Origin of the sequence: Nocardia iowensis, from assembly GCF_019222765.1 — a bacterium.
In the GTDB taxonomy this organism is placed as follows: Bacteria; Actinomycetota; Actinomycetes; order Mycobacteriales; family Mycobacteriaceae; genus Nocardia; species Nocardia iowensis.
This window is the reverse complement of the sequence record NZ_CP078145.1, coordinates 466,805-481,232: the sequence shown is the minus strand read 5'-3', so window position 1 is coordinate 481,232 and position 14,428 is coordinate 466,805. Positions and strand designations below refer to the sequence as shown.

Genomic DNA, 14,428 nt, shown 5'->3' with positions numbered 1-14,428 from the left:
GGAAGTAATTGTCCCCAAACGGGACTGAGCCCGCTTTCGCAGGCTCAGTTCCGAATGTGTGCGGGGGCTACATTGCCACCTGATGCTGGCGTTGGGCCTGGAAGAAGTCGGCCCAGGAGGTCACCTCCGGGTGCTGCTTGAGCAGCGCGCGACGCTGCCGCTCGGTCATACCGCCCCACACGCCGAACTCCACGCGATTGTCGAGGGCGTCGGCACCACACTGCATCAACACCGGGCAGTGCCTGCAGATCGTCGCGGCTTTGCGCTGCGCAGCGCCGCGGACGAACAACTGATCGGGATCCACTTCCTTGCATCGGGCCTGGGCTACCCAGGCGATCCTTGCTTCGGCCTGCTCCACGTCCAATCGAGCGATGGGGGTTGTCATGTGCATTTGGTGTGCCCCTTTGCAGTCCGAACACCGGGTCAACGGCGCTCCAGAATCGCGTGTCAGCGTCGCAGCAACCCAAACCCCGCTGCGAACTGCACCACATTCCACTTTGAGTGTTAGCTCTATCACACTGGGTTCTCAATCTAGGTAAAGGTATGGGCCTAGCGCAAGACCGTCCCGTGATTTTTTGGTACGTCCGTCCCTGCAAAATGGCGGGAGCGGCGGCGGGTCCGGCACATTCGCGGCGCGCCGTCCCGCGACACGCCAGACTCGCCCTCGCGACACGCCCAATCGCACATCCGAATCGCCTTCGGGTAAACGCACGGAAGAGCGCGCGGACCCCACCCCGTAGGCTGGGGATCGTGCCGATCACACATACGCTCGCGAGGCTGGCCGGCAGTTGCGCGCTGGCCGCCGTGCTCGTCGCCGGGTTGATGTTCCCGCTCGCAGGTGGCTTCGGATTCATCTCGAACCGCGCCGCCGACGCCGTCGACAACGTGTCCTCGGAACTGGTGGAGGGCACCGCGCCCGCCGTCTCGACGATGGTCGACGCGAGTGGAACACCGATCGCCTGGCTCTACGAGCAGCGCCGCTTCGAAGTTCCCAGCGACAAGATCTCCAACGACATGAAGCTGGCGATCGTCTCCATCGAGGACCGGCGCTTCGCCGAGCACGAGGGTGTGGACTGGCAGGGCACGTTGCGCGCGTTCCTCACCAACACCACCAGCGGTGAAGTCCAGCAGGGCGCATCGACGCTCGACCAGCAGTACGTGAAGAACTTCCAGCTGCTCGTCGTGGCCAAGACCGACGCCGAGCGCAGGGCCGCCATCGAGACCACCCCCGCGCGCAAGATCCGCGAGATCCGGATGGCGCTCACCCTGGACCGGGAGCTGACCAAGGACGAGATCCTCACCAGGTACCTGAACCTGGTCCCGTTCGGTAACTCCTCCTACGGCATCCAGGACGCGGCGCAGACCTACTTCGGCATCGACGCCGCCGAGCTGAACGTGTCGCAGGCGGCGATGCTGGCCGGCATGGTGCAGAGCTCGTCGAAGCTGAACCCGTACACCAATGCCGATGGCGTGCTGGCTCGACGCAACACGGTGCTGGACACGATGATCCAGAACATCCCCAGCCGCGCCGACGAATTCCGCGAGGCCAAGACCAAGCCGCTCGGTGTGCTGCCGGAGCCGAAGGGCCTGCCGCGCGGCTGCATCGCCGCCAACGATCGCGGCTTCTTCTGCGATTACGCCATTCAGTACCTGGCCAACGCGGGCATCAGCAGGGAGCAGATCGACAAGGGCGGCTACCTGATCAAGACGAACCTCGACCCCGCCGTGCAGGATTCGGTGAAACGCTCGGTGACCGAGGCGGCCAACCCGAATCTCGACAACATCGCCCAGGTGATGTCCGTCGTGGCCCCGGGCCAGGATTCGCATCCGCTGCTCGCGATGGCCTCCAGCCGCACCTACGGCCTGAACCGCGACGCGAACGAGACCGTGCAGCCGCAGCCGTATTCGATGGTCGGCGACGGCGCGGGCTCGATCTTCAAGGTCTTCACCGCCGCCGCGGCCATGGAGAAGGGCCTCGGCATCAACGCCCAGCTCGACGTGCCGGGCCGGTTCGAGGCCAGGGGCATGGGTAACGGTGGCGCCCGCGGCTGCCCGCCCGCCACCTACTGCGTCGAGAACGCGGGCAAGTACAAGTCACCGATGTCGGTGACCGAAGCGCTGGCCACCTCGCCGAACACCGCGTTCGTCAAGCTGATCCAGGCCGTCGGGGTGACGCCGACCGTCGACATGGCGGTCCGGCTCGGCATGCGCTCCTACACCGAGCCGGGCAGCTCGGGGCACGGCAACCAGAGCCTCGCCGACATGATCAAGGAACAGAACCTCGGTTCGTTCACCCTCGGACCGGTCGCGATCAACCCGCTGGAGCTGTCGAACGTCGCCGCGACGCTCGCCTCCGGCGGCAAGTGGTGCCCGCCGAACCCGATCAAGGAGGTCGTCGACCGCCAGGGCAAGCAGGTGCCGCTCACCCAGCAGGCCTGCGAGCAGGTCGTCGAGCCGGGCCTGGCCAATACGCTGGCCAACGCGATGAGCAAGGACGACATCAGCGGCACCGCGGCGGGCGCGGCCCAGTCGACCGGCTGGAACGCTCCGCTGTCCGGCAAGACCGGAACCACCGAGAGCCACCGCTCGTCGGCCTTCGTCGGTTTCACCAACTCGCTGGCCGCTGCCACCTACGTCTACGGCGACAGCCCGACGCCCGGCGAGATCTGCTCGTTCCCGCTGCGCAACTGTGGCGACGGAAACCTGTTCGGCGGTAACGAACCCGCGCGGACCTGGTTCAACTCCATCAAGCCCGTGCTCAACCACTTCCCGCCGCCCGCGCTGCCGCCGCTGGACGACAAGTACGTGCGTGGGTCGAACAATGCCCAGGTGCCCGACGTGGTCGGGATGACACAGGGCGCGGCGACGGCGGCACTGGTCGGCGCCGGCTTCCAGGTGACACCGGTGACCGGCCCGGGCGCTCAGGCGAAGGGCACGGTAATGGGGACCGCACCCAATGGGTCGGCGATTCCCGGCTCGGTGATCACGCTCTACATCAGTGACGGCACGCAACGCGCGGCCCCGCCGCCCGGACCGCCACCGGCGCTGCCGGGGATCCCCGGGCTGCCACCACCACCGCTGTTGCCGCCCATCCCGATCCCGATCCCCATCCCACGCTGACAAAAAGGGGCCGCGAACCTGAATGGTTCGCGGCCCCTCTTCGTAGCTCGGCTGGTGCCGTCAGAGTCTGGCTTTGACCGCTGCCGAGATCCGGGAGCCGTCGGCCTTGCCCGCCGCCAGCTCGGAGGCGATCTTCATGACCTGGCCCATCTGGCGCATGCCGGGCCGCTCGCCGATTTCCTCGGCGACCTGCGCGATGGCGGTGTCGGCGAGGTCGGCGATCTCGGCCTCATTCAGCTGGGTGGGCAGGTACTCGTCGATGATCCGCGCCTCGGCGTGCTCGTTGGCGGCCAGCTCGCCGCGACCGTTCTGGGTGTAGATCTCGGCCGACTCGCTGCGCTTCTTCGCCTCTTTCTGCAGCACGGCGATCACCTCGGCATCGGAGAGTTCACGCGCCTCGGAGCCTGCGGTCTCGGCCGTCTGGATGGCGGCGAGCAGCATCCGCAACGTGGCAAGGCGCAGCGTGTCCTTGGCTTTCATCGCGGCGGTCATGTCCGTCCGCAGTTGCGCTTTGAGTTCCGACATGAGGCTCACGGTAGCCGGTCCTTCGCAACCCGCCCACCACATTTGCGCCGCCACGGCGAATCGCGGCGCTGTTTTGCGGGGCGGTCAGCGGCGGGTGCGCAAGCGTTTGTGCGTAAACACACTCGGCGTTCCGCAACGGGGTCACCTATGCTGGGCAAATGCCCGTAATCTCGACCTCTGCTGTCCGCACGACCGCGTTGGGAGCCGCCGGGGCGGCGGTGGCCGGAATCGGCTACGCCTCGCTGGTCGAACGCAACGCCTTCGTTCTGCGGGAGACCACCATGCCGGTCCTCGCGCCGGGGTCGTCGTCGCTGCGGGTGCTACACATCAGCGATCTGCACATGACGCCCGGCCAGCAGCGAAAGCAGCAGTGGCTGCGCGAACTGGATCGGCTGGAGCCGGATCTGGTCATCAACACCGGCGACAACCTCTCGCATCAGAAGTCGGTACCCGCGGTAGTCCAGGCCCTCGGCGGATTGCTTTCCCGCCCGGGGCTTTTCGTTTTCGGGAGCAACGACTACTTCGCGCCGGTGCCGAAGAACCCGATGAAGTACTTCAAGAAGGATCACCGCCGCGTCTACGGCGCCCCGCTGCCGTGGAAAGACCTGCGCGCGGCCTTCACCGAGCGTGGCTGGCTGGATCTGACGCACATCCGCCGCGACCTCGAGGTGGCCGGCATCCGGATCGCCACCGCGGGCGTCGACGACCCGCACCTGCACCGCGACCGCTACGACACCGTGGCGGGCGCCCCGAACCCGCTGGCGGACTTGCGCATCGGCCTGACCCACTCGCCCGAGCCGCGCGTGCTGGACCGCTTCGCCGAGGACGGCTACGACCTCGTCATGGCCGGACACACGCACGGCGGCCAGCTGTGCCTGCCCGGATACGGCGCGCTCGTCACCAATTGCGGCATCGACCGGTCCCGGGTGAAGGGCTCGTCCAAGTGGGGCGCGCACACCCAACTCCATGTCTCCGCTGGCGTCGGCACGTCGCCGTGGGCGCCGTACCGCTTCTGCTGCCGCCCGGAGGCCACGCTGTTGACGCTGGTCGCCGCGCCCCCGAAGCGACCGTCGGCCGACACGGGCCAGGGCGTGTCCACATCGGAGGCCGTCGCCCGCTAAGGTCGCGTGCCGAGACGTGTGTCAGGCAGGGGACAACTGTGAGTGGATTCGACGACCGGCGCAACGACCCGACGGTTCTGGGGCGGCCCGGTGCGGCGCACCCATACCAGCAACAGTCATCCGGCGCGGCGCAATTCGGCCCCGCCGGGTCCGATGACGAGACCGCCGAGCAGGCGGTCCCCGCCCGGCCGTGGAAGCGGGATTCCGGCTTTCATGAGCAGGTCGCGTGGCCGTCGCCGACAGCAGGACCGGGACAACCCGATCCCACCGTCCAATGGCAGCCAGGAGCGAGCGCACCTCGAGCGGCCGGGTCGGCGGTCCAACCGGAACAGGCGCAACCCGCCCCTAACTACCAATGGCAGCCGAGTCCGACCGGGTCGGGGCAACCTGACCCGACCTTGCAGTGGCAGCCGAGCAGTCCCGCTCCCACCCCGCAGGGGCAGCCCGGCAGCAGTGGTCAGGCGCCGCCCACCCCGCAGTGGCAGGCACCGACAGCCGGGCGGGCAGACCCAACGCTGTTGGCGCAGCCCCTATCCGGCGCACCGGCTCAGCCCGCGCCGTGGCAGCCACCCCCGGCAGCACCGGGTCAGGCGGACCCAACTCTGTTGGCGCAGCCGCACTCCGGCGAGCCGGCCGGGCTCTGGCAGCCGAGCCTCGGAACGCCCGAACCGAGCCAGCACGGGCCGGGCGAGGCGGCGCCGACACTGCTCGGCTATCCCAACGCCACCCGACTAGGCCAGCCCGATCCCACGCCGCAATGGCAACCCGCGCCGGCTCAGTACGGCGAGGTACCGCCGATCGAGCAGTACCGGGCGCCCACCCAGGCCGCACCGCAGTATGGACAGCCGGTAGCCGGGTTGTACGCGCCACAGAGCGGCTTCGGCGGCCCGCCGCACCAGGTGCCGCCGAACCACGGCGCGAGCGGCCCACCGCCCAGTGGGCGCGGCAAGACCCTGCTGCTGATCGGACTGGTGGTGTTGCTGGTGGCCGCGGGCGCGGTGACCGCGGTGACGCTCGCGCAGCGCGGTTCGGACAACGCCGACGCGCAAGGCAGTTCGCCTTCCATGGTGAGCGCACTGACCACCAGTGCGAACGCGGAACCGACACCGTCGAAAACGACTTCGGCGCAACCGACCCCGAACGGCCATGGCCGCAACGAAACCCCCGTCATCCCCGGCTACCAGGTGGTGGTCGCCCCCGACCGCGGTGCCGCCTACGACGTGCCCGCAGGCTGGACCATCGCACCGGAGACCGCCATCGGCGGCTTCGGTGAACCACCGAACGCGGTCGCGGGCAAGGGCTATGCCAGCCACGGCAAGGGCTACTGCCCGGGATCGACCCGCACCGTCTCCTTCCTCACCGGCTCGAAGGACCCCGATACGGCAGCCGCCGCAACCGAACTCGGCACCAGAACGGCCAAGCTCGCCTACACGGCGTCGTCCGACGGCCACCCGGCCCCGCCCGTCCCGCTCGAATCACTGGACGGATCGCAGCGCGGCATGTTCGTCGAAACCAAGGGCACCGTGACCAAAGCCAAGCCCGGCTGTGCCACGGAGTACTCCGTCTACACCGTCGCGTTCCCCACCGAGAACGGCAGCTTCGTCATGGTGATCGCGGCCGACACCGGCGTCCCCGAGGCCATCGACACCGAAACCGCCAAGCGCATCTTCACCAGCATCCGTCCGCACGACAACTGACCGACCCGCCCGGGTTACCCCCTCTGAACTGGTGGTTTAACGTCTAGACCGTCCCTGTTGTAAGCTACTCCAGGTTCGATTCACGGGGTGTGGCGCAGCTTGGTAGCGCGCTTCGTTCGGGACGAAGAGGTCGCAGGTTCAAATCCTGTCACCCCGACTCGTGGTTGAGACGAACGCTCCGCCCCCGGCCTGCCAAGGCCGGGGGCGGAGTTGTTTTCCGGCAGTCGGCGATCTGTCTACTCCTCTTCACGAACTATCGAACTCGGATCGGCAAGCCAGTTGTCCAGCCGTCGATCCACTCGAAGTGGTTGCGCCGATATCGCTGTGGACCGGCAGAATGAAGGTCATGACCAAGACCGGCCCGCTGACCGGAAAGACGGCGCTGATCACCGGCGCCGACACCGGAATCGGCAAGTCCATCGCCAAAGCCCTTGCCGGACAAGGGGCTCAGGTGGTGATCCAGCATCCACACAGCCCGGAATCGGCCGCCGATGTGGTGAAGGAGATCACCGGGGCCGATGGTTCGGCATCGGCACTCGCGGCCGACCTCGGTGATCGTGCCGAATACGAGGAACTGGTGCAGGCCCTCCTCGACGAGTTCGGGCACTGGGACGTGCTGGTCAACAACGCCGCGGCAATCGCGACACCACTGCCGGACATCACCGGTGAAGAGTTCGATTCCGGCTTCGCGGCCCAGGCCAAGGCCGTCTTCCACGGCATGCAGCTCGCTTGGCACCACCTGGCCGACGGCGGCCGCATCATCACGGTCGCGGGCGCAACCACGCCATCGCCGGGCAGCGCCGTCGCCGACGCCACAGCGGGCGCCATCGCGGAATTCACCCGCGCGCTTGCCGCGGACTTCGCACCGCGGCGCATCGCTGTCACCGCCGTCAGCCCCGGCACGGCCGAACCGAACGGCCGAGGTCAAGCCAACAGCGGGCAGGGGACGAGCTACGAAACGGGCACGAGCGGGCTCGATCGACTCGACGAGGCGACCGAGATCACCGATGTGGTGGCGTTCCTGGCGAGCGACGAAGCCGACGAACTCACGGCCCGGCACATCCGGTTCCGTGCTCCTACCGACTGAAAAGATCTCGCTACCGACGCAAACTGGTCGCAAATCCGAAGCAACGGCATCAGCGGGGTCGATTCGGGGTAGAACGGACACCGGGAGGACGCGATTTCCGCCGGGCAGTGCGGCTCGGCTCGCTTAAACTACCTCGATCCGGACGGCGCACGCCTGGTGCGCCTCGACCGACCGAGCTAACGCCTACGCTTTGGGGTTATGACCCGCGTCACCGCGCAAGGGAGCACATTGGACATCGCGACGACGTCACCGACGCCCGTGTACCGGATTGCCGCGCTTTCCGATCTCGAGGACGTCGCGGCGATCGAGACGGAGCGCTTCGGCGATCAGTCGTACCCCTACTTCGCGTTGCGCCAGCTCTTCGACCTGCACGGCGACAACTGGCTGATCGCGGAGGCCGACGGCATGGTCCTCGGCCACGTGCTGGTGGCCCTCACCCCCGATCGGCGGGCATGGCTGCTCAGCCTCGCGGTGACCGCGGACCGCTGCGGCCGCGGCTACGGCTCGACCCTGCTCGAAGAAGCGATCGACCTGTGCAGGCAGCACGCGATCCGCAGCGTGCTCATCACCGTGCGTCCGACCAACCAGTCGGCATACAACCTCTACAAGCGGCTCGGCTTCGAATGGACGGCCTACGAAGAGTGCTACTTCGGCATCGGTGAACCCCGCGACGTGCTGGAATACAAGCTCGACCAGTGAAACGGCCGAGTCCGCTCGCCGCTGGTTCCGGCCATAACCCTGTGCCGCAAGCGACTTCGCTCAACATTCGGTAGTGCCTACGCGAATACCGCGGGACAAATTCCACTGCGCGACCCGCAGTCGGTCACGCACCTGCCCGGTTCGCGCGGTCCACTGTCTACTGAACCCCGGATCGCGTTGCAGATCCTTCCACAGGCCGCGCAGCTCGGGCGGGGTGTGCGCGCCCGGCATCCACAGGTGCGCAAGGCATTCCAAAACCGCGGCCAGGATCTCCAGCTGCTCGCGACTGGCCGGTGGAAAACGATCGGCCTCCTCGATGGCCGCGTCGCCGACCGTCAGCAACCAGTCGTGCGCCGCGAGATCCTCACAGAACCGTTGCGCCGCAACAAGGTCCGCCTCGGTGCGCACGGTGAGCCGGGCCGACCGCAGGAAATCGTCGTCCAGCCGCAGGTGCAGCTTCGGGCCCGCGGTGCCGCCGATCTTCGCCGCCCAGCGCAGCCGGGTGGTGCCCGCCCGCAGCGGTGCTTGCTGGTCGAGCCTCGGGTCGGCGCGCAGCCGCGCGAGCAGCCGCTCACTGATCGAGGCCAAGTCCAGGGTCTCCGGTGCGGGCCGACCGTTCAGGTAGCCGTTGACCAGCGCGTCACATGCTTGGGCGCGGTCGCCGATCCGGTCGATCAGCTCGGTCACGCCGACCCTGCCCATGTAGTGCGACCAGGTCTGCCGCCGCCGCTCGGCTGCCCGGACCACCTGGGTGCGCACCGAACTCTGCAATATTCGACCACCCGTCACCACCGCCCGGCCTGCGACCGTACCGACCACACGCACCGGCGCGGCGCCATCCATCACCATTTCGCAGTCGACGCCGACCGGCGTCACCGGCGAAACAGCGAGGGTCTCCGGGCGTTGCCGCCACAGCACGCGCCGACCCGGCACCAGCGCGAGCAGTTCGCTCGCTTCGGCGCGGTGCAGGGTGACGGACGCGGGGACCAGGCAGGTACGCACCTCGCCGAGGGCGATCAACGGTGTGCTGGACGGCCCCATCACTCAGGATCCGTCGAGCAATAGGTGGGAAAGGCGCTCGGTGACCTTGCGCGACACCTTGACCGGCACCTCGTCGCGGATGCCGCGGGTGATGATCTGGTCGACCACATCGCCGTCGAGGTCGACGTGATCCAGGATCAGTCGCACCGAATGTTCGATGCTCAGATAGCGTTTGGGCAGCATCGACAGCGTCTTGTACGCCGCGAACGGCGCCGCGTCCGGATTCAGCTGCACCACAGCGGGAATCTCGCGCCACCGGCTCGGCCAGCCGTCGCCTGCGTGCCACGGCTGCGGTACCACGACCGCCGCACCGTCGTAGCGCAGCATGCCGAGCCGCAGCAGATGCCAGACCGAGGCGAGAAAAGCGCACGACCACTTGGTGTGGACTTCGGTGTGTCCGTTGACGATCTCGGTGCGCTTACTCCACAACTGCACGTCGAGGAAGATCGAATGCTCGCGCCTGCCGAACTCCTCCGGCGGCCGATACGGCTGCACCCGCATGGCCTGGGCCGGCTCGTCCAGCGACGAACGCCGCCCGTTGCACAGCCATCCGGACTCCGCCGTCGGCGGACGGCGCCCGGTCGACGACGAAATCTCCGGCTCGGCAACGATTCTGGCGGCCACCATCTCGGCGAGTCGGATCGTCTCGTCCGACGGGGCCCCGTCGACGAACGGCTCCGCCTCCCAGCACCCCGATTCGCGGGCCAAATAGTCGATGCGCAAACCGGTTTCGTCCGCGGCGGTGAGCAGCTTGCCGAGAATTTCGCGCGGATCGGTATCGGGCTGGAAATAGTCGTCGATCAGATAGCAGGTGCTCACCCGCGCCCGCGGGCCGAATTGCACCCGGGTGGCGGCGATGAAGGCCTCGACCAGCGGCGCGATCCGGCGGAACTCGCGGACCACCCGACCCACGTCGTCGGCGATCTCGTTCAGGCAGAAATGCCCGGTCTCGATCGACAGGTGCGACAGCGGCACCTGGTCGATCCGCGCCCGTTCGGCCTCCTCGCAGTAGCCCACTACGTCCCCTCACCGCAGATCAGAACCTCGCCCAGGTCGCGGCGTCGAGCAGGCGCCTGGCCAGCTCGGTGTACGCCACGGTGGTAGCCGGTTGCACACTGACAGCTAAAGTGTGCGCCCGTTCCGGGGTTTTACCAAGGGTGTTGGCCGACAACGCGATCGGCGGACCAGGCTAGACGGGGACGCCCAGTTCGGTGAGCAGGTGGGCTACCCGGGTACGGATATCGTCGCGGATGGGGCGGATCTGCTCGACGGGCAGGCCCGCGGGGTCGTCGATGAACCATTCTTCGTAGCGGGGGCCGGGAACCAGCGGGCAGGTGTCGCCGCAGCCCATGGTGACGATGACGTCCGCGGCGCGGATGATTTCGTCGGTCCAGGGTTTGGGGTACTCGTTCGCGATGTCGACGCCGATTTCGGCCATGGCGGCCACCGCGGCGGGGTTGAGGGCATTGCTCGGGTCGGAGCCGCCGGACCAGGCGACGGCGCGGCCCTTGGCGAGCTGGGCGAAGAAGCCGAGGGCGATCTGCGAGCGGCCCGCGTTGTGGGTGCAGAGGAACAGCACGGTGGGGCGGGGGCGGGCGACCTTGCCCTGGAGTTTGGCCAGCGCCTGCAGCCGCTGGCGGCCGAAGCGTTCGGCGAGCAGCGGGAGATAGAGCGTTACCGTTGCGCGAGAGGCGAATCGGTCGTACGACGAATGCAGATAGCGGTGGATGACTTCGAGGTCGAAGGTGGTGGCGAACTCCTCGCGCAGGCGCGCCTCGGCGCCGTCGAGTGCCGCCTCGTGATCGAGGGAAACCAGACGAAGTTCGGGTGTCGCGGAGCTTTCGGTCGTACCCGACTGTTCAGGCTGAGACACTCCTCCAGGGTCTCAGTTGCCGCTGACCTGGGCAAACGAACACCCTGTGAACCAAGCCACACCGGGCAGGTGAACAGGGTGCCGCGCGAGCGATTCGGCAGGCGGCGCCGGGTGCCAAGGTAGAACCTGGAACCGCACCGGCAGTGAGGAGTCGACTCGATGACCACCGGCGACCTTGGCACCAGCGCACTACCCACCGAACGGGTGGCCGCCGCGTATCGGCGGATCGCCGAGGTGGATCGACCCGAGGTGTGGATCACGCTGCGCCCGGAGAGCGAGGTCACCGCCGACGCGGCGGTGGTCGAACAGCGGCTCGCCGACGGTGCGTCCCTGCCGCTGGCCGGTGTGCTGGTCGCGGTCAAGGACAACATTGATGTGGCCGGACTGCCGACGACGGCGGGCTGCCCCGAATTCGCCTACACCGCCACGGCGACCGCAGCCGCGATCGAGCGGTTGCTGGCGGCGGGCGCGATCGTGCTCGGCAAGACCAACCTCGACCAGTTCGCTACCGGCCTGGTCGGCACCCGCAGCCCATACGGTGCGGTGCGTAACGCGCACGATCCCGCGCTGATTTCCGGTGGTTCCAGTTCGGGCTCGGCCGTTGCGGTCGCGCTCGGCCTCGCCGATATCGGAATCGGCACCGACACAGCGGGTTCGGGTCGCGTCCCGGCGGCGCTGCACGGAATCGTCGGCATCAAACCGACTTTGGGCATCATTCCGGTGCACGGTGTCGTGCCTGCCTGCGCGGACTACGACGCGGTCACCGTATTCGCCGCCGACCTCGAACGAGCCGTAGCGGCGGCGGCGGTGATGTCCGGACCCGAGCCGCGTGATCCGCGCAGCCGCACCTGGCCCGCCGATGTCCGACTTGCCGCACCGCTCACGCCACGTATCGCGGTCCCGCGCGCCGCGGACCGCACCGCGCTGAGCGAGCCGTACCGGGATGCGTTCGCCAGAACCATCACTGCCGTCGCGGATTCCGGCGCGAAGATCGAGGAGATCGACATCTCCGGCCTGCTCGAGGCCGCCCGATTGCTCTACGACGGCGCGATCGTCGCCGAGCGCTACGCCGCGGTCGGCGCGTTCCTGGACACGGGACCCGCCGGTGCCGACCCCACGGTCGCCGCGATCATCGAATCCGCGCGTGCCACAACGGGTCCCGCGTTCGCTGCCGACCTGGACACACTGACCCGTGCCCGCGCGTCCGCCACCGAATTGCTCAATGGCTTCGACGCGCTACTGCTGCCGACGACCACCGAACACCCGAGTATCGCTGCGGTACAAGCGGACCCGCTCGGCATCAACCGCCGACTCGGTACCTACACCAACTTCTGCAATCTGCTCGACATGGCGGCGCTCGCGATTCCCGGCGAACCCACCGCCGACGGCGCACCCTTCGGGGTCATGTTGGTGACGCCGCGCTTCGCCGATCAGGTCGCCATCGACCTCGCCGCCCGCGTCCTCGGCACCGAAACCGCCCCGTTACTGGTCGAGCGCGGCGTCGAACTGGCCGTCTTCGGCGCGCACCTGCGCGGACAACCGCTGCACTGGCAGCTCGAACAGCTCGGCGCCCGCTTCAGCGGCGTCATCCACACCACCGACGCCTACCGGCTGACCGCATTGAACACCATTCCCCCGAAGCCGGGACTCGTTCGCCACGGCGACGGACTCGGCGCTCGCATCGTCGGTGAACTGTTCCGCATCGCCGAGGCCGGACTCGGTGGCTTCCTCGCCGACTTGCCCGCGCCCATGGCGCTGACCAGCATCGAATTGTCCGACGGCCGTTCGGTGATCGGCTTCGCCTGCACCTATGACGCCGCTGTCGCGGCCACCGACATCACCTCCTTCGGCGGCTGGCAGGCCTACCTCGACCGCTCGTAGCCGCCCAGCACGACCGTCTTACACATTTGTTCTAGACAAATGTGTAAGCCTTGTGTAGACATATGTCTAAGACATTCGAGTCAAGCAAGGGACCCAGATCATGAGCACCAACCATTCCGCCGCCCAGCCGAGCGTCCTGATCGCCGGCGGCGGCATCGGCGGCAATGCGGTTGCGCTGCAACTACTTCGGGCAGGTATCCGGACCACCGTGGTGGAGCGCGCCGCGGCACCGCGGCCGGGCGGGCAGGCGGTCGATCTGCGTGGCCCGAGCCGCGAAGTGGCGGAGCGGATGGGCCTGATGCCCGGCATCCGGAAGTATCAACTCGACGAGCGCGGCATGAAATTCGTCGACGCCGAGGGCCGGGACATTGTGCGCATGCCCACCGAAATGTTCGAGGGCAAGGGTGCCGTCGCCGAAATCGAGCTCAGCCGCGGCGACCTCAACCAGGTGCTGCTCGACGCATTGGCCGAGGCGGGCGGGGTGGACTACCGCTACGGCGAGTGGATCAGCGAGATCCAGCAGGACGAGACGGGCGTGGACGTCACCTTCGCCGGTGGCTCGACGCAGCGTTTCGACCTTGTGATCGGCGCGGACGGCCTGCATTCGGGGACCCGCCACATGGTGTTCGGCCCGGAGGAGCAGTTCTCGACGTACCTCGGCGGCTACATGTCCTTCTTCACCCTGCCATCGCCGGACGGCGTGGAGGACAACTGGCTCGCGATGCACTCACTGGTCGGCGCGACCAGCATCGGACTGCGTCCCGATGCCGACCCGGCGACATCGAAGGCCTTGATCATCATGCGCTCCGCCGCCGATCCGGCACTGCGTCGCGAGATCTCCGCCCAGCAGGACATGATCCGGCGGCGGCTGGCCGGGGGCGGCTGGGAATCGGCCGCGATCGTCGCGGCCATGCCCGGGGCAACCGACTTCTACTTCGACGAACTGGCCAGGATCGACATGCCGAACTGGTCGAAGAGGCGCGTAGTGCTGCTCGGCGACGCGGCGTACTGCGGCTCACCGCTCACCGGCCAGGGCACCGCGATGGCGCTGATCGGCGCGTATGTGCTCGCCGGTGAAATCGCAGCGCACGCAAGTGATCCCGAGCCCGCACTGGCGCGCTACGAAGAAGTGCTCCGCCCGTTCATCGCCAAGGCGCAGAGCCTTCCGCCCGGCGGGCTGAGGGCCATGACGCCCAAGTCCCGCTTCGGTATTCGCGCCGGCCAGACCGTCAGCAAGCTGATGGCATCGAAGGCGATGAAGCCGCTGATGATGAAGATGCTCAGCAAGACCGAGTCCTACGAGTTGCCCGACTACGCCGTCCAGACCGTCAGTCAGTAGCCACAACGACCGGACCGTCCAGCACGGCCCGGTCGTTGTCGTCCG

12 protein-coding genes and 1 tRNA gene are annotated in these 14,428 nt (G+C 67.9%); 8 read left to right on the top strand and 5 right to left on the bottom strand.

Annotated features, from left to right (window positions below; all coding sequences use genetic code 11):
• Positions 1 to 67: 67 nt before the first annotated feature.
• On the bottom strand, positions 68 to 391 hold the full coding sequence (locus tag KV110_RS02300) for a WhiB family transcriptional regulator (RefSeq protein WP_014981178.1): 324 nt from the start codon (positions 389 to 391) through the stop codon (positions 68 to 70).
• Between the two features lie 431 nt (positions 392 to 822).
• On the opposite strand from KV110_RS02300, the gene KV110_RS02295 reads away from it, so the two are divergent.
• A complete protein-coding gene (locus KV110_RS02295) occupies positions 823 to 3,120 on the top strand; it encodes a penicillin-binding protein (protein ID WP_246634669.1) in 2,298 nt (765 codons plus the stop codon).
• A gap of 60 nt (positions 3,121 to 3,180) precedes the next feature.
• Here KV110_RS02295 and KV110_RS02290 read toward each other — a convergent pair whose 3' ends face one another.
• Entirely contained in the window at positions 3,181 to 3,645 is a 465-nt protein-coding gene (locus tag KV110_RS02290; protein WP_218472898.1) for a GatB/YqeY domain-containing protein, read from the bottom strand.
• Positions 3,646 to 3,803: 158 nt separating this feature from the next.
• On the opposite strand from KV110_RS02290, the gene KV110_RS02285 reads away from it, so the two are divergent.
• From KV110_RS02285 to KV110_RS02265, 5 genes are all read left to right on the top strand, one after another.
• Positions 3,804 to 4,766, top strand: a complete 963-nt coding sequence (locus KV110_RS02285) for a metallophosphoesterase (protein ID WP_218472897.1) — start codon at positions 3,804 to 3,806, stop codon at positions 4,764 to 4,766.
• Between the two features lie 38 nt (positions 4,767 to 4,804).
• Positions 4,805 to 6,463, top strand: coding sequence for a DUF8017 domain-containing protein (locus tag KV110_RS02280; RefSeq protein ID WP_218472896.1), 1,659 nt, complete (start codon positions 4,805 to 4,807; stop codon positions 6,461 to 6,463).
• 83 nt (positions 6,464 to 6,546) lie between these two features.
• Positions 6,547 to 6,620 (top strand) — tRNA-Pro (locus KV110_RS02275).
• Positions 6,621 to 6,809: 189 nt separating this feature from the next.
• Positions 6,810 to 7,550, top strand: a complete 741-nt coding sequence (locus tag KV110_RS02270; RefSeq protein WP_218472888.1) for an SDR family NAD(P)-dependent oxidoreductase — start codon at positions 6,810 to 6,812, stop codon at positions 7,548 to 7,550.
• A gap of 198 nt (positions 7,551 to 7,748) precedes the next feature.
• Positions 7,749 to 8,249 (top strand): GNAT family N-acetyltransferase, encoded by a 501-nt coding sequence (locus KV110_RS02265; RefSeq protein WP_218472887.1) that lies wholly within the window; start codon positions 7,749 to 7,751, stop codon positions 8,247 to 8,249.
• Between the two features lie 60 nt (positions 8,250 to 8,309).
• On the opposite strand, the gene KV110_RS02260 is transcribed toward KV110_RS02265, so the two are convergent.
• The 3 genes from KV110_RS02260 to KV110_RS02250 form a co-directional block, all read right to left on the bottom strand.
• Complete coding sequence (locus KV110_RS02260) at positions 8,310 to 9,290, bottom strand: SCO2521 family protein (protein WP_218478102.1); 981 nt, start codon at positions 9,288 to 9,290, stop codon at positions 8,310 to 8,312.
• 3 nt (positions 9,291 to 9,293) lie between these two features.
• A complete protein-coding gene (locus KV110_RS02255) occupies positions 9,294 to 10,307 on the bottom strand; it encodes an SCO2522 family protein (RefSeq protein WP_218472886.1) in 1,014 nt (337 codons plus the stop codon).
• Positions 10,308 to 10,479: 172 nt separating this feature from the next.
• The gene (locus KV110_RS02250; protein ID WP_218472885.1) at positions 10,480 to 11,163 is read right to left on the bottom strand and encodes an arsenate reductase ArsC; all 684 of its coding nucleotides are present in this window, start codon (positions 11,161 to 11,163) and stop codon (positions 10,480 to 10,482) included.
• Between the two features lie 159 nt (positions 11,164 to 11,322).
• Between KV110_RS02250 and atzF the strand changes: the two genes are divergently transcribed.
• Together atzF and KV110_RS02240 are read left to right on the top strand one after the other, a co-directional pair.
• Positions 11,323 to 13,044 carry an allophanate hydrolase gene (atzF, locus tag KV110_RS02245; protein WP_218472884.1) on the top strand — a complete coding sequence of 574 codons (1,722 nt, stop codon included), beginning with the start codon at positions 11,323 to 11,325 and terminating at the stop codon, positions 13,042 to 13,044.
• A gap of 100 nt (positions 13,045 to 13,144) precedes the next feature.
• Positions 13,145 to 14,383, top strand: coding sequence for an FAD-dependent monooxygenase (locus KV110_RS02240; protein ID WP_218472883.1), 1,239 nt, complete (start codon positions 13,145 to 13,147; stop codon positions 14,381 to 14,383).
• The last annotated feature ends 45 nt before the right edge of the window (positions 14,384 to 14,428 follow it).